Annotated in this window: 20 protein-coding genes; 10 read left to right on the top strand and 10 right to left on the bottom strand. The window is 55.1% G+C overall.

Annotation, left to right across the window (positions count from 1 at the left end; genetic code table 11):
• Positions 1-19: 19 nt before the first annotated feature.
• A complete protein-coding gene (gene rimI / locus AZH53_RS11015; RefSeq protein WP_319643575.1) occupies positions 20-481 on the bottom strand; it encodes a ribosomal protein S18-alanine N-acetyltransferase in 462 nt (153 codons plus the stop codon).
• Between the two features lie 78 nt (positions 482-559).
• On the opposite strand from rimI, the gene AZH53_RS11020 reads away from it, so the two are divergent.
• The 7 genes from AZH53_RS11020 (at position 560) to AZH53_RS11050 (ending at position 6,014) form a co-directional block, all read left to right on the top strand.
• Positions 560-1,822, top strand: coding sequence for a DUF1015 domain-containing protein (locus AZH53_RS11020; RefSeq protein WP_319643576.1), 1,263 nt, complete (start codon positions 560-562; stop codon positions 1,820-1,822).
• Positions 1,823-2,117: 295 nt separating this feature from the next.
• Positions 2,118-2,663, top strand: a complete 546-nt coding sequence (locus AZH53_RS11025) for a hypothetical protein (RefSeq protein ID WP_319643577.1) — start codon at positions 2,118-2,120, stop codon at positions 2,661-2,663.
• Positions 2,660-3,805 (top strand): hypothetical protein, encoded by a 1,146-nt coding sequence (locus AZH53_RS11030; RefSeq protein WP_319643578.1) that lies wholly within the window; start codon positions 2,660-2,662, stop codon positions 3,803-3,805. The genes AZH53_RS11025 and AZH53_RS11030 overlap by 4 nt, the downstream gene beginning before the upstream one ends.
• Entirely contained in the window at positions 3,799-4,368 is a 570-nt protein-coding gene (locus AZH53_RS11035; protein WP_319643579.1) for a DUF7288 family protein, read from the top strand. The genes AZH53_RS11030 and AZH53_RS11035 overlap by 7 nt, the downstream gene beginning before the upstream one ends.
• Positions 4,356-4,763: a hypothetical protein gene (locus AZH53_RS11040; protein WP_319643580.1), complete on the top strand. Its 408-nt coding sequence runs from the start codon at positions 4,356-4,358 to the stop codon at positions 4,761-4,763. The genes AZH53_RS11035 and AZH53_RS11040 overlap by 13 nt, the downstream gene beginning before the upstream one ends.
• Positions 4,729-5,211 carry a hypothetical protein gene (locus AZH53_RS11045; RefSeq protein ID WP_319643581.1) on the top strand — a complete coding sequence of 161 codons (483 nt, stop codon included), beginning with the start codon at positions 4,729-4,731 and terminating at the stop codon, positions 5,209-5,211. The genes AZH53_RS11040 and AZH53_RS11045 overlap by 35 nt, the downstream gene beginning before the upstream one ends.
• Positions 5,211-6,014 (top strand): DUF7289 family protein, encoded by an 804-nt coding sequence (locus AZH53_RS11050; protein ID WP_319643582.1) that lies wholly within the window; start codon positions 5,211-5,213, stop codon positions 6,012-6,014. The genes AZH53_RS11045 and AZH53_RS11050 overlap by 1 nt, the downstream gene beginning before the upstream one ends.
• A gap of 42 nt (positions 6,015-6,056) precedes the next feature.
• Here AZH53_RS11050 and eif1A read toward each other — a convergent pair whose 3' ends face one another.
• The 8 genes from eif1A to AZH53_RS11090 all read right to left on the bottom strand — a co-directional run bounded on the left by eif1A (position 6,057) and on the right by AZH53_RS11090 (position 15,928).
• Positions 6,057-6,374, bottom strand: coding sequence for a translation initiation factor eIF-1A (eif1A, locus tag AZH53_RS11055; RefSeq protein ID WP_319643671.1), 318 nt, complete (start codon positions 6,372-6,374; stop codon positions 6,057-6,059).
• Positions 6,375-6,590: 216 nt separating this feature from the next.
• Entirely contained in the window at positions 6,591-8,090 is a 1,500-nt protein-coding gene (locus AZH53_RS11060) for a PKD domain-containing protein (protein ID WP_319643583.1), read from the bottom strand.
• Complete coding sequence (locus tag AZH53_RS11065) at positions 8,087-11,053, bottom strand: right-handed parallel beta-helix repeat-containing protein (protein ID WP_319643584.1); 2,967 nt, start codon at positions 11,051-11,053, stop codon at positions 8,087-8,089. Before AZH53_RS11065 ends, AZH53_RS11060 begins: the two co-directional genes overlap by 4 nt.
• Entirely contained in the window at positions 11,050-11,790 is a 741-nt protein-coding gene (locus tag AZH53_RS11070) for a hypothetical protein (protein ID WP_319643585.1), read from the bottom strand. The genes AZH53_RS11065 and AZH53_RS11070 overlap by 4 nt, the downstream gene beginning before the upstream one ends.
• A gap of 23 nt (positions 11,791-11,813) precedes the next feature.
• Positions 11,814-13,772 (bottom strand): hypothetical protein, encoded by a 1,959-nt coding sequence (locus AZH53_RS11075; RefSeq protein ID WP_319643586.1) that lies wholly within the window; start codon positions 13,770-13,772, stop codon positions 11,814-11,816.
• 363 nt (positions 13,773-14,135) lie between these two features.
• On the bottom strand, positions 14,136-14,798 hold the full coding sequence (locus AZH53_RS11080; protein ID WP_319643587.1) for a protein-L-isoaspartate(D-aspartate) O-methyltransferase: 663 nt from the start codon (positions 14,796-14,798) through the stop codon (positions 14,136-14,138).
• Between the two features lie 123 nt (positions 14,799-14,921).
• The gene (locus AZH53_RS11085) at positions 14,922-15,581 is read right to left on the bottom strand and encodes a protein-L-isoaspartate(D-aspartate) O-methyltransferase (protein ID WP_319643588.1); all 660 of its coding nucleotides are present in this window, start codon (positions 15,579-15,581) and stop codon (positions 14,922-14,924) included.
• Between the two features lie 107 nt (positions 15,582-15,688).
• Positions 15,689-15,928, bottom strand: a complete 240-nt coding sequence (locus tag AZH53_RS11090) for a DUF2769 domain-containing protein (protein ID WP_319643589.1) — start codon at positions 15,926-15,928, stop codon at positions 15,689-15,691.
• A 147-nt stretch (positions 15,929-16,075) separates the two neighbouring features.
• Between AZH53_RS11090 and AZH53_RS11095 the strand changes: the two genes are divergently transcribed.
• The 3 genes from AZH53_RS11095 (at position 16,076) to AZH53_RS11105 (ending at position 19,228) form a co-directional block, all read left to right on the top strand.
• Positions 16,076-16,549, top strand: coding sequence for a hypothetical protein (locus tag AZH53_RS11095; RefSeq protein WP_319643590.1), 474 nt, complete (start codon positions 16,076-16,078; stop codon positions 16,547-16,549).
• A 172-nt stretch (positions 16,550-16,721) separates the two neighbouring features.
• Positions 16,722-17,510 (top strand): V4R domain-containing protein, encoded by a 789-nt coding sequence (locus tag AZH53_RS11100; protein ID WP_319643591.1) that lies wholly within the window; start codon positions 16,722-16,724, stop codon positions 17,508-17,510.
• 284 nt (positions 17,511-17,794) lie between these two features.
• Positions 17,795-19,228, top strand: a complete 1,434-nt coding sequence (locus AZH53_RS11105; RefSeq protein ID WP_319643592.1) for a PAS domain-containing sensor histidine kinase — start codon at positions 17,795-17,797, stop codon at positions 19,226-19,228.
• Between the two features lie 41 nt (positions 19,229-19,269).
• On the opposite strand, the gene AZH53_RS11110 is transcribed toward AZH53_RS11105, so the two are convergent.
• Entirely contained in the window at positions 19,270-20,832 is a 1,563-nt protein-coding gene (locus AZH53_RS11110; protein ID WP_454557337.1) for a DEAD/DEAH box helicase, read from the bottom strand.
• Positions 20,833-20,844 lie beyond the last annotated feature (12 nt).

Genomic DNA, 20,844 nt, shown 5'->3' on the forward strand with positions numbered 1-20,844 from the left:
TGCATTTTTTGCGAGAGGGCTATGAAAACCAGCGCATCATGAGAATGGCGTCCTCTCCGTCGCTATAGTACTGGTCGATGACGAAGACCTGGGTATAGCCGTATTTCCGGTAAAATTTCTGTGCGGCGCTGTTCGAGACCCTCACCTCCAGCTGCATCCCTCCGGCGCCGCGGACCATGCACTCGAGTTCGAGGCGGCGCAGGAGGGCACCGCCGATCCCTTTTCGCTGCATCGTTTTTGCCGTGCCGAGGTTCATGATATGGCCGTAGGTCTCCTCGCCGGTATTCTCCATGCCGCCGCAGATGAATCCGAGAATCTCGCCATTTTCGACGGCGACAAAGAAGAGTTCCTGATAGTATTTGAGGGCGTCACCGAATCCTTCCTCATCCCACGGGTCGGTGAAGAGGTCCTGTTCCAGGGCCACGACCGCAGTTATATCGAAAGGGGTGGCCCGCCTGATTAGATAGCTCGAAGTATTCATATTGCATTGACCGGGATACTCATATTATGCTTTGCAGCCAATAAATAACGCACCCAAATCCCGGGCAGGCACAGAACCATGGTTAAGATATTCAGTTTCCGGGCGCTCCGGCCAGAACCTGCCGAGGCGCAGAAGATAGCCTCTGTCCCGTATGATGTCGTCTCGACGGCGGAATCACGGGCGATCCTTGAGAAGAATCCGAAGAGTTTCCTTCGCGTCATCCGTTCCGAAGCGACGATGGGGGATGTCGACCCCGCCGACCCGTCGGTCTATACGACGGCAAAGAAGCACCTCGACGAGATGATCGCAGACGGGCTCTTCCGTCGTGACGACGAACCGGGGATCTACCTCTACCGCGTCAAGCAGGGAGGCAACATCTACACGGGCTTTGTCGCGAACGTGAGCGTCGATGACTACCTTGAGAACAACATCAAACGCCACGAACACACGCGCTACGACAAGGAGGAGGACCGGACACGGCATATCGAGACAACCGGCACTCACACCGGGCTCGTCGTCCTTCTCTACCGCGACCCCGGCGAGATCTTCCATTATGTCTCCTCTCTCGTCCCCGAGGGTGAGCCGGACGGCGTCGTCAAGACCGATGCCGGTGTGGTCCACGAGGTCTTCCGGATTGCCGACCCGGCGGCAATCGCCCACCTCACCGGTCTCTTCGGGGATGTGGACGCCCTCTACATCGCCGACGGCCACCACCGGGCAAAATCATCCGTGAATGTGGCGACCCGCCGCCGCGAGGAAGGCACCTGCACTCCGGAAGCGGAGCGCTTCATGGCGATCATCTTCGCTCAGAACCGTGTCAAAATCCACGGGTACAGCAGAATGGTGACCGATCTCGGCGATTACACCCCGGAAAGTTTTATGGAGGCACTCGGCGGTCTCTTCGAGGTCCGGCCGTACGGGGAGATCGATGACACCGTCTTCCGCATCCCGCCCCTTCGCGAGTCTGAGGAGCGGATACACGTGATGCACATGTACATCGGCGATGCCTGGTACGAACTCTCCCGGCCGGTGGACCCCGCACTCGACCGCATCGCCGCACTCGACGTCTCCGTCCTCCAGAAGGATGTGATGGAAGGGATGCTCGGCATCACCGATCCCCGTGGGGACCCCCGGCTCCAGTACCTCGGCGGGGCACGCCCGCTTGCCGACCTGAAAGAGAAGGTCGATTCCGGTGAGTTTGCCGTGGCTTTCTCGATGCAGCCGGTCGATGTCGAGGACGTGCTCTCGATTGCCGATGCCGGCGGTGTCATGCCGCCGAAATCAACATGGTTCGAACCAAAACTTCTCTCCGGCCTGGTTCTTCATACGATAAACGACTAGGTCCCTCCCAAAACTTTTTTTAGTGTCATGCCGCGCACATTGCATGGCAATGGCAATGCGAAACTGCCGCTCAGATGGCGGATGGTGGCCATTCGGGCAATATTTGTGGCATTTTTTTGCGAAAAATCGCCGTATGAATTAAATATTCTTAATGGTGCTGATATTTACCGTTGAATCGGGCCAAAAACCCTTCTAAGAGCGTTAATATTCAGGATTTGGATATGAATGTTTATATGCAGTCAATCTAATAAGAAGAATGGGAAGGATCTTCTTTATGCAAAAATATCTCTCCGCGGTGATAATTGGATCCTTATGTTTCTGCTGTGCCTGCGGCTGCCTTGAGAGCGTCGCGGGTGGTCAGGATGCCGGTTTTGGGGAGGTGGCAGGCGAGGAGCCCGCATCCTTCATGCTGAGTGATGCCATGGCATCCCTCGATGCCGGAATCGCCGATTCGCTTTTCTCCTATTCGGGATATTCTTTGTATACCGTAATAGGGAGCGGTGTGGGCAGGGATGGAGCCGCGGAGAGCTGGTCGTTTCTGATCGTTCCCGAAGGAGAGGGGCGGGCGCGTCTTCTCACCCTGAGCGGGAACGGCTGGCAGGATGCGGCGTGGCCCGAAGAGCCCGTGAACGGGACAGAGTTCTGCTGCACCGGTGAGATTCTGATGCCGGATGAGTTATTCGCACAGAACCGGGGGGTAATTGAAGAGATGATGACAGATAATGGGGTTGATACAACCGATATCGAGCTTGCCGGGGGGGTCTACCATGTCCTGCCCGGAACCACAGGCGATATGCGGAAACTGCGGTTTGATGCACGGACCGGGGAGCCGCTGCAATGAACAGGAGCATGGAATTCAATGAGGACGGTGTACTGTCCGTCGATTTTCTCGCAGGGTTTACCATCTTCATGATTGCGCTGATCATGGTGATCTCCCTCCTGCCGGGAATTCTGGCAGGCATCGAGAGCGAGGCAATCGATTATGATGCGGTCGCCTACCGGACATCGGTCATCCTCGTCGAAGATCCCGGATGGCCGTCGAATCCGCCATGGAACCAGATGGACGAATATCACAAGGCTGATATCGAGCGGATGGGGCTTTCGCTCTCGAAGGATACGCCGAATATCCTCTCGCAGGGGAAGATAGATCTGTTCTTCAATCGGAATGCAGACTTCGCCCTTGATGAGGATGACTACCGGTCAAAGGTGATCTTCGGGGACATCCCGTATCTCTACAACTTTTCCCTGAGGATCGACGGGGAGCAGCCGCTCTTCGTCGGGCAGGAGATTCCGGAGAGCAGCTACGGGTACCAGCGGCGGCTCGTGAAGGTGAAGGAGGAGAGTTTTGCGCATATCAATTTCACCGACGGGAGCCATCCGGAATACAGTAGCAGCAGAGTCGTATGGAACGTGACAGATCCGCCCCATCAGGCAGATTTCGCCGTTGAGATGGATTATGGCGAGTTGTATGACCGGTCCATCAGTCCGGCGTACCGCATTGATCCGCGTAGCGAAGAACTCGGGTTTGACATGGAGAATATGCTGCACAGCCTGGATTGGAATCTGTTCCTCAATAACGGTACGATGACACTGGAGAAAGTCAGGCTGTATAAGGTCCTCGACGACGGCTCATCCCAGCCATTGCCGTATAACTGGAACGACTGGAATAACGAGACCTACATCTTCTACTATGGTAATACGCCGGGGTCCTCTGAAGCGTCGGTGCTCAACGGGTCGTCGTTTCCGAAGACGATAGAGAATGAGACGTATATCCGGATGGATTTGAATCCCCCTCTGCCGTTCTCCGATGAGATGACATCGGGGCTCCGGGTGAACTTTACCTTCAATTATATATGGGATGGAAGCAGCGACCCAATAAGTGGGCACCGCTATCTCAGTGGCATCCATGAGTACAACTACGATTCCGACAATGTGGTCCAGCCGTACCTCGTGGACGGCGTCATGGAGGTGGCGATATGGTAATGAACGACGAGGGGCAGCTCTACACCATCGAGGGCATCACGGCGGGCATCATCATGCTGCTGACGGCATACGTGGTCTTCTCCACCGGTTTTGTCTTCACCCCCGGCGATGCACATATCGCCGATATGCAACTCCAGCAGCTGGGGTATGATGCCTTGCTTGTGATGGATACACCGGGCTCCATCGAGGATGATAAGAGCAGGCTGCAGGAATTGATCATGACAAATGATCAGGCGGCCTTTAAGGACGAATTCAATATGTTGCTCCAAAAGGGGACCGGGACGACATACATGGATGATCCTGCCGGGTTTATCATTGACGAACGGACCCAGTGGAATGCGACGATTTACTATCGGGATACGGATCACGACAATTTGTTGCATTCATATGCATTCGGAAATTCGACTCGCGGGGGAGAATTTGTGACACGCGAACCGGAGATTTCTGTGACACGCTATGTGCATCTTTCCGGGGAACCGTCGTATCTTCCGGTGGATGTGAGAAATATTATGGATAACCGGGAGCAGATGGTCCTCCTGGAGGTGTTGTTATGGAGAGCCTAGACGACGAGGGGCAGTGGATTGTCCTGATGGGAGTGGTGGTTGCAACCGGTATGTTCATCCTTGCCATCATCATCAATCAGGCCCCGATGGTCGGACAGTCGACTGCGGAGGCGGTGTTGGAGTTCCCGAAAAACGAGATCCAGGACATACGGTATCATCTTGCCCCCATCGCGCAACTTGATGCCAACACTACCGGCCTGATCGACAAGGAGAACAAAATGAGGGCTGACATGCAGGCCCTCTCGATGGCCCGCAACAATGCGGTGATGGATTTCGACATCGACCGGAATACAGGGTTTGAGGATCTCTTCTACCAGTATAACCGGCTGGACATACACTACAACAACGGGGTGACAACGTATGACGAGGAATACTCGGTGCCGGTCCGGCTCTGAAAAACGACGGCTCAATGACGATGCGGTCTCCACGATGACCGAGTATCTCTCGATTACGGCCATCGTGATTGCGATGTTCATTGTCATGACCCTCGTCGTCAACGCGGCACTGGTGGAGGGGCCGACGAACACGCTGAAGTACCATGCCTACGTGGATATCGGCAACGGTGTCTCCACGAGGATGGTGGAGCTCTATGCCATTGCGCCGCAGAACGGGAGAATCAACACCACGTTCGACCTCCCGGACGATGTGGCCAATCAGGACTACTGGGTGGAGGTGCTGGCTGAGCCCGCTCCCGACGGGAAACGATCGCAATTGATCATGGTGACCGACGGAACGACCTCATCCCGCATCGCAATAGCGGGTATCGGGCGCACCCGCGGTGTGACCGGCAAGACGAGCGGTGCCGGACAGAATGTGATTTACTATAATTCGGAGGGTGTCTGATGAAGAGAAACTGGGTGAAAGGAATGAATGATGACGGAGTCTCGGAGGCGATCGGGTTTATCCTTATCTTTACGATCGTCGTCCTCGGCATCACGATTGTCACGCTCTACGGGTATCCCCTGCTGCAGCAGTCGCAGATAGGGTCCGATGAGCGGATTATGGAACAGAATATGATCACGCTGCAGAACGACCTGAAGATTCTCACGCTCTCCAACGTCCCGTACCGTGATACGACGATGGGTATTTCGGGCGGGTCGATCTTTGTGCTGGACTCGAATCGGACCGATGCCGATAACCACTACTTCCAGGTTTGGTATAACAACAATACCGGAGCCTGGGTGAACGAGACCTTCTCCCTTGGTGCACTCCGGTTCATCTCCTCGCAGGGGCAGGCGGCCATCTCCGTGGAGAATGGTGCGGTCGTAAAACGCTACCAGGATGCCGAAGGGTCCACGATGGTGGCGGACCCGCGGTGGTTCTATGATGCGAGCGAAGATGCGCTGGTGCTCTTCTTCACGGAGATTGAGGCGGATGATGCCATGTCCGGTGACGGGATTGCTAACATCCAGATGAGCATGCTTGATCCCCCGGAGGTTGTTGCCGATGTGACAGGATCTCAGACTATTATAATAGAGTATTTCCCCGACAACACCTTTGACTATAGTACTGCCTGGAAGAATTACCTCATGGGTTCTACCATCGTTGAGGGTGGATTTACTCCTGATGGGGATAATAGGTACAGGTCCCCCAACGTTTCACGTCTCGTCATCAAGAAGTACACCGTAAAGATCGAAAGGATCTGAAAAGAGCCTATACCCTTTTTTTTAAAAAAAAATCAAAAAATATCAGAGATATTTATTGCGCTGCAGCCACTCGACCTGGGGGCGGGTGTAGCGGTAGATAATATCGCATTTTTCATCCTGGAAGTCCCACGGGACAACAATCAGGATATCGCCTTCACGAATCCAGACACGCTTTTTGATCTTTCCTTTGATCCGGCCGGTACGGGTTATGCCGTCGAAACAGCGCACCCTGATGTGGTTTGCACCGAGCATCAGCTCGGCTTCGGCAAACATTTCCCGATTTCGTTTATTGGGCAATCGCACACGTACGATTGCAGGTGCTTCATTTTGATTGGATTTTCTCCTGCTTGGATTCGCCAGACGTCTCACTCCTTCCTTATATATAATGCGCTCTTTTGATAAAAAACCTTCATGGCGTTCACACACGCGGACGCCGCTTTTTCAAATGGTGGTGAAATCCGATATTTTTTTTTCAGAGGGGCACCTCTGCCGGGAAATTGCCGCGGCAATGATTCGAAAAATGAGATGGGCTCAGGGAGAACCATCTCCTCCCATGGCCGATTTGATCAACGGTTCTCAGGTGACTTTGATCTCTTCGTTTTTGGTCCGTGCGTGGTCGCCGAGGCGGTTATGCACGGTCAGGGTCACCGTGTATGTGCCAGCGCCTGCAAAGGTGTGGACCGGATGCTGTTCGTCCGACGTCGCCCCGTCGCCGAAGTCCCAGTGCCAGGTGGTCGGGTTGTTGGTCGAGAGATCGGTGAAGTTCACCGTGAGCGGTGCAGGGCCTTCCCTGATGTCGCTTTCGAAGTCCGTCGTCCTCTTCAGGATGAGGAAGAGGAATGCTCCGAGGAAGATAAGGAGGAGCAGCCATACCCACCAGGGGATGCCTCCCGCAAAGGTGAGTCCGGAGACCCCGGGGAAGAGTTCGGCGAGTCCACCGAACGGTTCGGTCGTGCCCTCTTCGCCTATCTGAACTGGGGTTCCGTCAGGTCCCGGACCGGGTCCGGGTCCGTCGGTGGGTCCCGGCCCCGGCCCCTGTGTCTCCGTCGGACCGGGGGTGGGACCGTCGTCGTCATCATCGTCATCATCGTCATCCTGGTAGGTGACGGTGAGCGGAACTCCGGCGACAAGCCCTTCACCTATGATGTAGTTGGTGATATTCTCCACATTCGGCGGTGTGTTGTCACCGGGAGTCTTTGCATAGACCGGGTATGCGGGAGTGATGGTGTACCCGACAGTGTCCGTGGCATGGGCATCCGCCTGGAGGTAGAAGACCGGAACCTTCCCGTCCGTTACGATGGTGTGGGTCGTCGTCCACTCTTCTTTGCCGGGGATGGTGACCGAGGTATTCCCGAGGTCGGTCCGGCTCGTTCCCATCAGGTCTTCCCTGAGTTCATACCAGAAGGTGATATCAGCGTCTATTTCATCTTCCCCGGGATTTTCGACGGTATAGATGGCCTTCCATGCGGTCCCGTTGAACGACTTCTCAACGCTGATGACGGGGGACACCGTTCTATCGATGTCCATGGTGTCTGCAGCCGTGAAGTCCAGGTAGCTCTGATTCACCTCATAGCTAAAGGTGCCGGTGACCCCGGAGAGCACCGGGACACCCAGATGAACCGAACCCGTGCCGTGGGCGGGGATTGCCATCGGGGCGATGGTGTCTTCTCCGATTATGGTTAACGGGCCGCAGTTGCTCCCGTTTGTCAGTGTTACATTGTCGGACAGGAGGAACCGGACATCCACGGGGGTCAGGAACTCATAGTCATTGTGGACGATGTAGTCCCAGTGGTATTTGTCCACCTTTTCCAGGGTGACGTAGATGTCAAAGGGTGTCTTTGCGACCTGGGCTGCGCCGCCACCCGGAGGGAAATGGAATGGCGTCCCGTTGATGACCAGCGTGATCTCATCACTGCCGGTGACGATGACATTGTCATAATAGATTGTCTGGTCAGGAGGGGCGATGCCGTAGAATACCACACGGTACTCCTCGACGGTGGTATCAGCCGCCATGGCGGGTATGATGCCTAAGAGGGCAATCAAAAGAATGTACAGGAATACGCGAATCATCTTCATCGTGGGTCCACCCCCAGGTTATAGAGGTCACCTATCCGCCAGGAATCGAGCGGGCCAAGGCTGAACTGCAGCTCGACCGTCTGTGGTACCCCCTCCATGAGGTTGGTGAAGTACCACGTGAACTCGTTTCCAGCCGATTCATTCAGGAAGTAATCTCCGGCCATTGCATCGATCGTCATGCCTTCGGGTTTGAGCCAGTAGAGCGATGCCTGGGGAATGGTGCCCGATTCGGACGTGATGTTCATCAGGACAGTTGTCCCCGAGAGGGTGATGGTTGCCGTCACTGCCCGGAAGTTTTCGGGGGTTCCACCGTAGTAATAGACTTCACCGAATTCTGATGTGCAGCCATCGTAGAGCGTCGCCGTTCCGGCAAGGATGAGATCCGTTCCGGGGGTAATACCATAAACATCCAGTACGGCACTGAAGTTGCCCTCGGTGTCGGCCTCCGTCATGCCGAGATACATCCACCCTTCACCGTAGTATGCATCGATCTCATTCTTCTTGTCCCAGTTGTTCCCGATGAGGTTGTCACCTGCAGTGTCATTGCGGACGAGGAAGACTTCCACTCTCGACCCGGAAAAGTCGGAATTGTCATGGCCGGGGAGTCCGACACATCCCTGGATGGTAAGGGTGCCCGCAACGGCATTCCAGACCGCCCCGGTGATGACCGGATAATCCATACCGCGGTTGGGTTTGTTCTCCAGAAGTACGCCGTCATTCACGGTCACATTGTCGACGCCGCCGGTGACGCCGAGGTCGATACCGATATACGAATTGTTGTAGATGGCGTTCTTCGTAAAGGTGTTGCCGACACTCTGGTGGCTCTCCACCACGATGCCGGAATGACCGTTCTCACGGATGATTGACGAACTGACGGTGGTAAACGGCGCCTGCAGGATGTTGATGCCGACCCCCTGATTCATCTCAATGAGTGAGCCCGAGATTAGAGGTCCGCTGCCCCCTCCCTTTCCGGGGAGCGTGATCTGAATGGCATCCTTCTCGTCGGTATGGGCGATGATGCTGCGGTCGATATGCAGGTCGGATGCCCCGACCTCGACTGCGGTATGACCGCCGGTCGGGTCCAGCGCCGTCTTGTAGACGAGGACATTTTCCAGCAGGCAGTTTTCCGCGCCGTCGACGAGTGAGACGCCGGTGTGCTTGGTAAAGGCGATAACCGAGTCGCGGACGATATTGCCTGCTGCATCATTGTTGAGGAAGATGCCCTCGTCGGCGCTGTCCTTGGATGTCGCATACTCCTCTTCAGGGGGAGTGGCATTTGCCGTCAGGCCGATGAGGCAGCGCTCGATGAGGATATCCGGAGCCCGGGAACTGATGGCCGTTCCACTGGAGTATCCTGCAATATCCGAAACATATGAGCCTGCGCTTCCGAGTTCAAGGAGGCCGTCGCCGGTGGGGGGGTTGAGTTCTATTTCCGGTTTGGCGATGGGAAGAAACAGGCTGTCGTCAGAGGTATGCTCGCGTCCGTCACCCCCGGTGCCGACAGGGACGCCGTCAGGGGAGCTGACGGAGATAATCCTGTGAGCATCCGGGTCGTATGAAACAAAGCCGGGGTTGGTATCCCAGGGGGAAAGTGAAATATCAAACACCGTGCCGTTCAGTCCGAAAGGCCCGTCGAAGTTTACGATACTATAGTCAAGGTCCAGTTTCCACCACTGGGCGGTACCGTCATGCGTGTTGGGGGGGACCGCCATGACGAACCGGCTCTCCTGGAACCCCGAGATATATTCTGCATTGGTGAGGAACCGGTGGAGTGAACCCTGGGCCTCCTCTTCACCGATGTCGTTTACGATGACATCGTAGGAGAATCCGAAGTCCATTGATTCATCTGCGTAGGCACTGGCATTGAGCAACGCCACGTGCTCATAGGCACCTTCGTCCCAGTCGTCCGTCACGAGAGGGTTTAGACCTCCGAACCGGAGGACAAAGTCGTGGGTTCCGGTTGTCGGGTCAAAGGTCACCTGGTAGGTCTGTTCCGCGAGGATGTCTTCAGGTCCCGCACCTTTTTCCCTCCCACGTGTCGTGTCAAGCGACGACGCCTGCACGGCTATGAAATAATACGAATTGAGGTCAAGTCCGGCGAAGGAGTATGCGCCGCCGGAGTTGGTGGTGGTCGAGAGTATTGGCATGTCCGATGCCGGGTCGAAGGCGAGATTCCCGTCATCGGCAAATATCTCCACCAGTGCCCCTTCGATGGGGGCGTCATATATACGGTCGGGGTCGGTAACGACAAGGTCTTCGTAGACGATTCCTGAAACCGTCACCCCGGCTGTCATGCCATTGCCGTCAAAAGCCTGTACGGCGGCTTTTTGAACGGTAACGGCCTCATAAACAGTGAATAGCAGGTTCGTCTGCGCATTTCCGCAGGTAAGATTCATGGTATAGGTGCCGGGGGGCAGGTCGACCGGAATCGAGAAACTGCCGTCTGCATCGGCCGGCATGATTTCTCCGTGGAGATCTTCGCAGGCATAGATGACCGGGCCTTCATTCCTGAGTGATTCGGAGATGGTTCCGTTTACCCGGCCGTCAACATACCACGCATTGATGGCGCAGCATCCGACGCAGAACGTGACGGTCTCCCCTCCCGCAGATACGGTGTATTCCCCGATGATCACATTTTCCAGAAGAGGGAATTCTGCCCGGCTTACGCCGTCTGCAAAGGTAAAGATAATCTCATGATCGATTCCTGCAGGATCGGTGACTGTTCCCGTCGTCACATCTCCGTCATATCCGATGAGCACTACGTCTCCCGGCACCCATGACTCTCCTGCGTAAAGTCCGGTCGGGGGGACCGGGTCAGTCCCTTCCTGCGGCCCATAGGTGTCGCTGACGTTTCCGTCACCGACATCCCCCGAGGCCAGGCCGGGGAGGGTGGCGATGAGCACGCATACCAGAAGCGTGACCATCACCCTTGATATTTTTCTCCGCTCTGTCATTTTCGTCATTGTTCTTCCTTCTTTTCCGGCTCCCGTCTTACGTACCAGACTACTCCGGCCATACCTGCCAGGAGAACCAGCCCCCAGAGGACGACGGACCATGAAAATCCCGCCTCGGGGAGAGGGAGCGAGGAGAATTCTGCTTGTGCAAATGCGATCTCTCCCTTTGCAAGGCTTCCCGAGGTGCCATCCTTGAATACAAGATTCTGGTCGGAGAGGAAAGTCACCGAATAGTCCTCAATGGGAAGATCCGATGCCACCGGTATGGCGATATTCGTGAAGAGGATTCCTCTTTGGGCAAGGTCGCGGGAATCGAATTCAAGGATATAGGTCAACTCCTCCCCGGGCTGGATGGGATACCAGATTTCATACCGTATGGTGGTATAATCGTCCCCACTGGTCACGTGGGACATCAGGAGTCTTCCATCCGAGGTAATGGCCCTCAGATTTTCAACTGTAACCGGTTTCGGGGATGCCGAGCCCGGAATGGAGAAGAAGAGGACCTGTGAGGGGGAATATGTCTGGAGCCTGAATTCTCCGATGCCGGGGACGACCGGTTTGTCGATGATGTTTTTCAGTGTCACCACCGTCTTCTGGTGCACAGTGTCCCCTACCGTCACCTCCACATCATAGTGGGAGATCGTTTCGACGTCAATGGTCTGCGCCTGTGCAGCGCCTGTCATGAGTGTGAGGCAGATGACCCCCACCACAAGGGTCACCCCCCATCTCGCAATCCTGCTGTCCATAGGGATTCTTTGGTATTGTTGGGTTATTTCTTTCTTCGGATGACGACACCCGCCACCATCACCGCTCCGAAGAGCAGAATGAAGATGCCTTCATAATTGGCCGACTTGGAGCCGCCAAACAGGGTGACGATGGGTGAAGTGTGGTCATTGAGCGAATTGACCGGGTCAACACCGACGATATAGACGTCACTGAGGCGGAAGTCGCCGCTGCCGGTCATGTTGTAGGCGATGACGACCTGCTGGTTGTCGGTGATCTGTGTCCAGTCATCATAGTCGCCGTCTCCAATTGCTCCCGGTTGAAGCGGGGCAAGACCCCAGATCTGACCTGCATCATAGCCTGCCATCGGGGTGGCGACCGTGCTGTTGGTGGTAAAGAGGGCGGAGCTGTTGACAAAGTTGCTTATGCCATCGTCCCACTTACCGCTGTCATCGACAACCGACATGTTGGTCGGGATCATGTCGTAGATATAGGCGTTCGGCGTCTGTGTTCCTCCGATGTTCTCGACAACGATGTAGACCCTGAACTTCGTATCCTCCCCTGCAAAGGGCACCACGTGCTTGGTCGCCTTGATCAGGTAATCGCCGACCACCCAGATGCTCTGGGAGACGATGAAATCCGACCCGTAGGTTGCATTCCACTGTGTCTCGACGGTGTAGTTCCGTACCCATCCATGGGTGCCGTTCTGGCCGAGGACGAAGGTGGCGTTTGCCCAGATGACCGGGACGCCGTCAAAGGCAAATTCGATGGTTTCGGTGCCTGCGGATTCGCCGGGGTTCAGGATCGTTGCAAGGCCGTCGGCAGGCTTGTAGAGGACAATGTCGGAGCTTTCATAGCCCGGTGTCCACCCGGCATCCTCGATGTAGGTTCCGAATGTTCCCTGCTCGGTCGCCCACACCGCATAGTCCGTAAGGACATAGACAAGGCCCGCTGCTTCGTTCGTGAAAGTTGCATTGCCCTTCCACGAGCCCTCGAGGTGTTCCTTCGTCACCGAAACAAGGGCTTCACCGGTTGCCTGGCAGTCATGGACAACGGAGCCGCTGATGACCCCGTCTTCCTCTCCTGTTCCGGATTTTTCCGCACTGAATGCAATCGTCGAAAATCCGAAGGGTTCGTCGATGCTTCCCGTCATCTCCTGGTGGAAGGCCGCGACATCATAGCTCGTGTTGACCCAGATTTCGCTTCCTTGCGTCAGGGCAAAGCCGGTCACCTGCATCCGGCCCGGTGCTGTGGTATCATAGAGGCCGTCAAGAAGCACGGATGTTCCCTGTGACGTACGGTTGCTGGAGATCGGTCCGAGCGTGGTCCATGCCTCCGAACCGAAATGCGTACTGTTTCTGCTCAGGTAATGATTGATCTCCATTGCCACCGTATCCCCGTCTGTGAAGAAGTCGGAGTTGGTGGTCGCGTTGAAATACACTGTCCAGGAAACATCCCTTCCGGAGACGATGCGGGATGCATCGGTATAGGTGTCGACAAGGATGGGCGAAGTGGTCGCAAGCGTCGAGCCGTAGATGGGAATACTCCCGGCATCGACAAGGTAGGCAAGAACGGCATACTGACCTGCCCGAAGCTGGGGAATCTGTATCCAGAAGTTTGCCCCTGTGTCGTCCATCGCGGGGGCGGAGGCCGGTTTTGCGCTGTAGACAAAGACCTCTGAGGATGCATTCTCAAAGGTCACCTTAAGACCGAATGTACTGTTGTAATTCGCGAGGGTTACGGGCACCCAGATATCGTAGATGTCATCCGTCCCGTTGTTGAGAACCGTGATCTCGCCCGTCACCCCGGTGGTGGCGGTGTCCCCGACGATAGAGGTCGAGACATATTCGTTCATGGAGATTTCCAGCGGTGCTGCTGCGGCTCCCGCAGCCATGGCCCCGACAAGAACGAGCACTAAGGAGAGCAGTGCAGCCGTTCGTATCGATACCTTCCGTTCACTGTGGTCGAATTCTTTTTTCGGTGTGTTGCCATAATCAGGTTTCATATGACATTCCCCCGTTGTTTGCGTATGTAATGCCATGGTCTCTGCATTGCAGGCATCATGGCAGGATATGCGTGAACTCCCCCCCGGGTGTTCGTATCCTAAGAATGAATATACTCTATTTATTATTAACTCTTTGCGAGGCAATTATTATATAGTGGGTCCGAGCTGGTGTGCCCTCCCCGAAAAATGAACCGGAAAAGATGCTGATATGGGGGTAAAATTGAAAATAATCCCTGATTTATGTTTTATTTGTATTTCGTCCGTATTCGATTGCTTTTCGATCATAATATGTTCTTTTCATCATTTTTGTGGACGCATGCGCGTAAAAACCGGGTGATTGGGGGAACATTGTGCGATTGCCTCTCACTCGTCGGCAAACCCATGCCTTCCAATGACCGGAACAAAACGAACCTTCCCTCGTTCTTCCACGCTGCCGATGCCACCATCCACCGTGATCAGGACGAGTTGCTGCCCGTCCCGTTCACCCACCGGTGCGACGATTCTCCCGCCGTCACGGATGAACGGGTAGAGATAGGTGGGAAGAGCGGGGGATGCAGCGGTGAGAATGGCAGCATCGTAGGGAGCGTATCTGCCGGTAATCGTCGTGGCGTCACAGGTAAATACCCGGGCATTCGTCACCCCGGCTGCTGCTAGGTTCTGCCGGGCCATGGCTGCAAGTTCGGGGACCCGTTCAACGCTGAACACCTCCCCGGCACAGGAGGCGAGCACGGCGGTCTGGTACCCGGACCCCGTCCCCAGTTCAAAGACCCTGTCGGTTGGTGAGAGGGTGAGAAGTTCGGTCATGAGAGCAACAACAGATGGCTGTGAGATGGTGGCATTATGACCGATCGGAAGGGGGCGGTCATGGTAAGCGCTGCTTCGAAGGTGCGAGGGAACGAACATATGACGGGGGATTGCGGTCATTGCGGCAAGGACGGCAGGGCTGCAAATGCCACGTTCCCTGAGGTGGTATCTGACCATATCCCTCCTCCGGGTCTCCTCCTGTTCCCTGCATCTCTCCACCATGGGTAGTGTGAGTGTTCGGCAGAATCATCCCTGAACCTTGTGGTCGGATGACAGGACGGTGAAAAGGCGGAATTTATTGGCAGACAGACAATGAAGAACGTATCAGAAGCCGTCTGCGGATCATCATCGTTCCGGAAACCCATGCCTGCCGATGACCGGAACAAATCTGACTCCTCCTTTTGCTTCCTCCTTTCCTCTCCCGTCATGGACGGTGATGAGAAAGAGTTCCTGTACATACATGTCCCCTACGGGAACGACGATACGTCCTCCATCGTTCATATATGGGTACAGATATTCGGGAAGTGCGGGTGATGCAGCGGTGATAAGTGCAGCATCATACGGGGCATAATCCGGAGCGATGGTTGTCGCGTCCCCCTTGAAGATACGGACGTTTTCGACGTTTGCGGCGGCAAGATTTCTGCGTGCGATGGGGATAAGTTCGGGTACCCGTTCGATTGAGATTACTTCCCTGGCGCAGAGGGCAAGAATGGCCGCCTGATACCCGGACCCTGTTCCAAGCTCAAAGACCCGGTCATTTTTGGAGAGTGAGAGAAGTTCGCTCATGTAGGCGACGATATAGGGTTGGGAGATGGTTGCATTGTACCCTATGGGAAGCGGGCAGTCCTGATAGGCGGCATCCCTGAGATGCCCGGGAACGAAGAGATGGCGTGGGATGGTTGCCATCGCCCGGAGTATGCATTTGTCATGAATTCCCCGGGCAACAAGCTGCCCGGTGACCATCTCCTTGCGGGCGACTTCGAGGCGGACTTCAGTTTTCTCCATCGGTACTCCTGGTGGTTCCGGAGGTGCGGTTCAGGACGCTGTCATCACAGACGAAAAATCGGGCCATGGCCTTTGATTGTCGGATTACAATGATTGCCCGGATATCCTCATTCCTCAGAAGCATGGAAGCAGAACCAGCCTCCCTTGAGACCATACTTCTGTGCAACGGGACAATCCATGCAGTTGCATCCTTTATTGATGGCGTTCTTCTTGTCCGAGGCCCCACGGGCACAGAAAAGTGCATGGGGTGCGACCTCCATGAGCTTATTCTCCCGGAATGTCGGGCATGTCCCACAGAACTGCCTACATATTTCAAGATGTTCGGCGGTGTCGGGTACTTTTGTCATAATCACCTCACCTCGTCAGGAGTCCGTACAGGGACGTGTTCCAATCATGTGGGCATGATATAAATATCTGCGGTCACCTCCCGGCGCAGTTCTTCATGCTCATCCTCTCCGGCAGATTCAATTGGAGGGAGGGGGTTATAGGCATCCATGCCAACCGGTATCCGATTCCCCGTTCTTTCTGCCCGTACGCTCTCAGGGACGATGAAGACGCTTCCTGAAGCGGCGGCAGGTAAGGTTGCCCTGGTCGCGGTGGCCTTCGTCCGGGAGGCACAGGGGATGATCAATTCGTGGGTGTTGCCCTTTGAGGAGGAATTTCTGCGGGAAGATATGGTCGTTGTATATGAGGTCCCGATGATCGAATCGCCTCTCTGGCGTCCGGTGCGTGCGATGATTGACGGCGGGATGCGTTCAGGGATTCCCGCTGGAAAACATGAGTATGTCATGACATGGTATGGGAACGGGGCAGCCTACAGGGAGACCCTTGGAATGGACGACCGTTCCCTTGCCTATCTCTTCCTTCTTGACCGGGACGGTATTATCCGGTGGGAGGGCAAGGGGTTTGCCGATTCTGCAGGTGTGGCCGATCTTCTCAAAAAGGCACAGGAACTCGTGCATCAGTGACCGATGTGTTCTGATGCTGCGTTGATACCCGGAATTTGATCGGTTTTCTGAGTCTGATGGCAGTCCGTTCCCTCGGATTGCCTCTCCTCATGTGTACCCCGAACGGTTCCCACGGGTACGAACAAAAGCCTTATTGTACTCACAGATAATGCGGTACATAGGAGGAGTATTCTTGCGGGGCGCTGGAAAGGCGGGGGAGGACGTAGGGTTGTACAGCACCCGGGATGCGGTGTATGCCATAGAAAGTCCGGTGAAACAGGACATACTCTCAATGCTGGAGGAAGAAGGGGCTCTCTCCTTTGATGAGATCACGGGCAGGCTTGGAAAGGCGAAATCCACGGTTTCCGTCCACCTGAAAGGGCTCTCGGAAGACGGGGTGGTCGATGTCCGGACAGACCCCGACGATGGACGAAGGAAAACGTATCGCCTCTCGGGGCGGAGGGTGGGGGCCCTCTCGGTGCAGGATCGAAGCTCGGGGATTCATCGTCAGCCCGAATCCGCAGATGAATTTGCTGATGTTTCATCGCTGTACCGGTTCATGTGCTGCCAGTTTCGAATCGCCCTGATGGATGCAGGTGTCAACATTGAGCCCATCATGCGGTCCGTCGGGGAGTCCGTCGGGAGATCCGTTGCGAAGAGGCTTGACCCGGATGATTTGTCTGCACGTTGTGCCGGACTCAGTGAATTCTGGGAGCGATATGGTCTGGGACAGCTTTCAGTGGTGTCATATGAGCCGCTTGTCATCATCGCCACCGGCTGTTTTGAATGTTCCGATCTCCCCCATCTTGGACGGCCTGTCTGTGCATTTGGGAAGGGTGTTTTCGGGGCAATATTCAGTGATTTTTACAAAATGGAAGTGACGGTTGCCGAAACCCGGTGCTATGGAATGGGAAATGAGGAATGCCGGTTTGAAATCACTGTTGACGAAGAGAATGACGGAACCGGAAGTCCGGAGGAATGACGGGGGGTTGTATGGTTGGAAAAGCGGCAGTGAACCGTCAGTAAACGGCACCGATGGAGAATGGTGTTCTGCACGAAGCCTGTTTTGAATAATGCCATGGCCTGCGGCGTGTGAAGATGTATTCGGACAGACGCCCGGGGAAGAACAGACTGCTTCGTTCGCGCGCAAAATGGTGCGGTATGGACCCCTACGGTAAAAAAAACACCTTCACGATATTAAATGGAGGTAAAATGAGAAATGGGACTGTTGTTGTTATGTAATACCAGAGCAAAAGAAATATTACTATGCAGATTCTCAGGAAACATCATCACCATATTCCGTGGTTCCTCCTTGCAGTGGGGGCCATCACAACAATTCTCTGGTTTCTGGTGTTCCCCCTGAAGCTGCCATTCGACATGCAGGACGTTCTCATCGAGGGGCTTATTCTCTGCACATTCATCTCGGCTTATTATTATGTCCATCGCCTTCAAATTCCGCTTCTCGAGGCGGGTTTTGGCATCCTCATCTTCGGGTACCTGATTGACTTTTTTGACGAATTCACCAAAGAACCGGATATCCTCAATACCCAGATTGAAGGCGCACTGAAGATCATCGGTGTCATTGTCATTGTCGCCGGACTCTCCTATGCCAACAAACAGTATTCCCGTTATATTGCTGAGGCAGAGGAACGGGAACGAAAACTTGCGGAAACCGGGGCAATGTACCGCGATCTGGTGGAAAACATCTTTGATGTGCTCTGCGAGACCGATGCAGCCGGAACCATCCGCTATGTCAGTCCACAGGTGGAGACATTGCTTGACTACCGCCCCGATGATCTTGTCGGCACGTCGATGTATGAACTGATTCCCGAGGCGAATCGCGCGGGTGCTGTTGATGACTTCATCAGGGTCCGGCAGGAGGGTGCCTCGTTCCAGCTTGCCGAACACCCGCTGGCTCGGCGGGATGGTAAGATCATCGTCGCCCAGATGAACGGGACCCCCATCATTCAGGGAACCGGTGATGGAGGATACCGCATGGTCTGCCGGGATATCACCGGAAAGAGACAGGCAGAAGATGCCCTGCGCCTTGCAAACCGCAAGCTCAACCTTCTTTCGAGCATCACCCGGCACGATGTCCTGAACCAGCTGACGGTCCTCCTCGGATACATGGAGATCATGAGCGGTGCAGAGGACGCCCCGGAACGGGTCCTTTATCTGAAGAAAATGAATACGGCAGCCCTCTCCATCCGGCAGCTGATCGAATTTACCAAGGATTATCAGGATATTGGTGTCCACGCTCCTGACTGGCAGAACTGTGCGCAAACGGTGAAAAGCGCAGCAAAAATGGCAGGTACCAATCTTGTCGCCGGTGGAGATGGGTTGGAGAATCTGGAGGTTTTTGCTGATCCACTCATGGAAAAAGTGCTGTACACACTCTTTGAAAATGCACTGCGCCATGGCGGGGCTGTTACAAAAATCGCAGTGAATGCCCGTGTGCATGGCGACCGCTGCATTCTGAGTGTTACCGATGACGGCAAAGGGATTCCCGCGGCAGAGAAGGAGCTGATCTTTCACCGACAATATGGTGTCAACACCGGGTATGGGCTCTTTCTTGCACGGGAAGTCCTCTCAATTACGGGGATCTCCATCAGCGAAACAGGTACGGAAGGGGAAGGGGCATCTTTTGAGTTGAATATCCCTCCTGGAACCTGGCGGTATGAAAGTGCCGACCGGATCTAAACCATATCCGGGAATAAAAAGTTTTTTCCGGGTAACCGGAATTATTTCCTTGAATTCTTATAGCCGCCACGTTTCGGGGCGGAAAAACCGATGGTGTTTCCATTCGTCAGGGGGACTCCGCCGATGGACTTGCCGGTCATCTCCTCGACGACCATCTTTGCCAGGTCATCAGGAATCTCGACATAGGAATAGGACCCGTAGATGCTGATGGATCCGATATCCTTTCCGTTGATGCCCGTTTCACCGGCAATGGCCCCCACAACATCCTTGGGCCGGATACGCTGATCCTTTCCGAAATTAAGATAGAGGCGGGTCATGCCTGGTTCGATACCACGATCCCGCTTTTCAAATTCTTCCGAAACCGGTTCCGGGTCTGAACCGGCCTCAATTTCGCGTTTCAGGAGGGCTGCAGCGATCTCGAGGGATGTGTAATCATCCATCATCATCCGCTCGAGGAGGTTTGCATACTTGTCCAGGCCTCCCTCTTTGATGGTCTCCCTGACTTCTTCCGTAAGAGTCCTCATCCGCATCTCCTCCACATCATCCGCGGTGGGGATGGGAATGCGGGCGATGTGGATCTTGGCATACTTCTGTATGGTCTTGAGTTTGTAGAACTCCTTGGGGCCTACAAAGGTGATTGCCCGCCCCTCGCGGCCAGCCCGTGCCGTCCGGCCGATGCGGTGGACGTAGTATTCCACATCCTGTGGGACGTCGTAGTTGATTACCAGTTCGACATCATCGACATCGATGCCCCGTGCCGCAACATCCGTTGCGATGAGAACGTCGATGGTACCCTTCCTGAACTTATTCATGACCCGGTCCCGCTGGACCTGTTTCATATCGCCGTGCAATCCTTCCGCACAGTATCCCCGCGCTTGTGCCTGACTGGTGAGGGTATCGACCGCGCGTTTGGTGTTGCAGAAGATCAAGGCCAGATTCGGGTTGTAAATATCCAGAAGGCGGGAGAGGATCTCGAGCTTGTCACTGTTGCGAAGTTCGATATACTGCTGTTCGATCTGCGGGACGGTCAGGGTCTTGTGGGGGACCTTCACCATCTCGGGATTGGTCTGGAACTTCTTCGAGATCTCCAGAATGGGCTTTGGAAGTGTTGCCGAGAAGAGAATCGTCTGGCGATCCTTCGGCGTCTCCCTGATGATGGTCTCGATGTCGTCCCGAAAGCCCATGTCGAGCATCTGGTCCGCCTCGTCAAGGACGATCATTTTGATGTCATCGAGCCGGAGGGTGCCCCGGTTGATGTGGTCAAGGACACGTCCGGGGGTCCCCACAACGATGTGCGCACCGAATCTGAGCGCCTTGAACTGTCGTTCGATCGGCTGCCCGCCATACACCGGGACGACATGCATCTTCTTCTCGTAATGCGCCAGGCGTCCGAACTCCTCTGCCGTCTGAATGGCCAGTTCACGGGTAGGGGAGAGGACGATGACCTGGGTTGCATCCATGTCCGCATCGATGGTCTCGATTGCAGGGATGCCGAATGCTGCGGTTTTGCCAGTCCCGGTCTGCGCCTGACCGGTAACATCACGCCCGGAAAGTATTGTGGGAATTGCGCGTATCTGAATCGGGGTGGGCTCCTCAAACCCCATATCTTTAATTGC

The sequence above is a fragment of the Methanovulcanius yangii genome (assembly GCF_018687785.1).
Taxonomy (GTDB): Archaea; Halobacteriota; Methanomicrobia; order Methanomicrobiales; family Methanomicrobiaceae; genus Methanovulcanius; species Methanovulcanius yangii.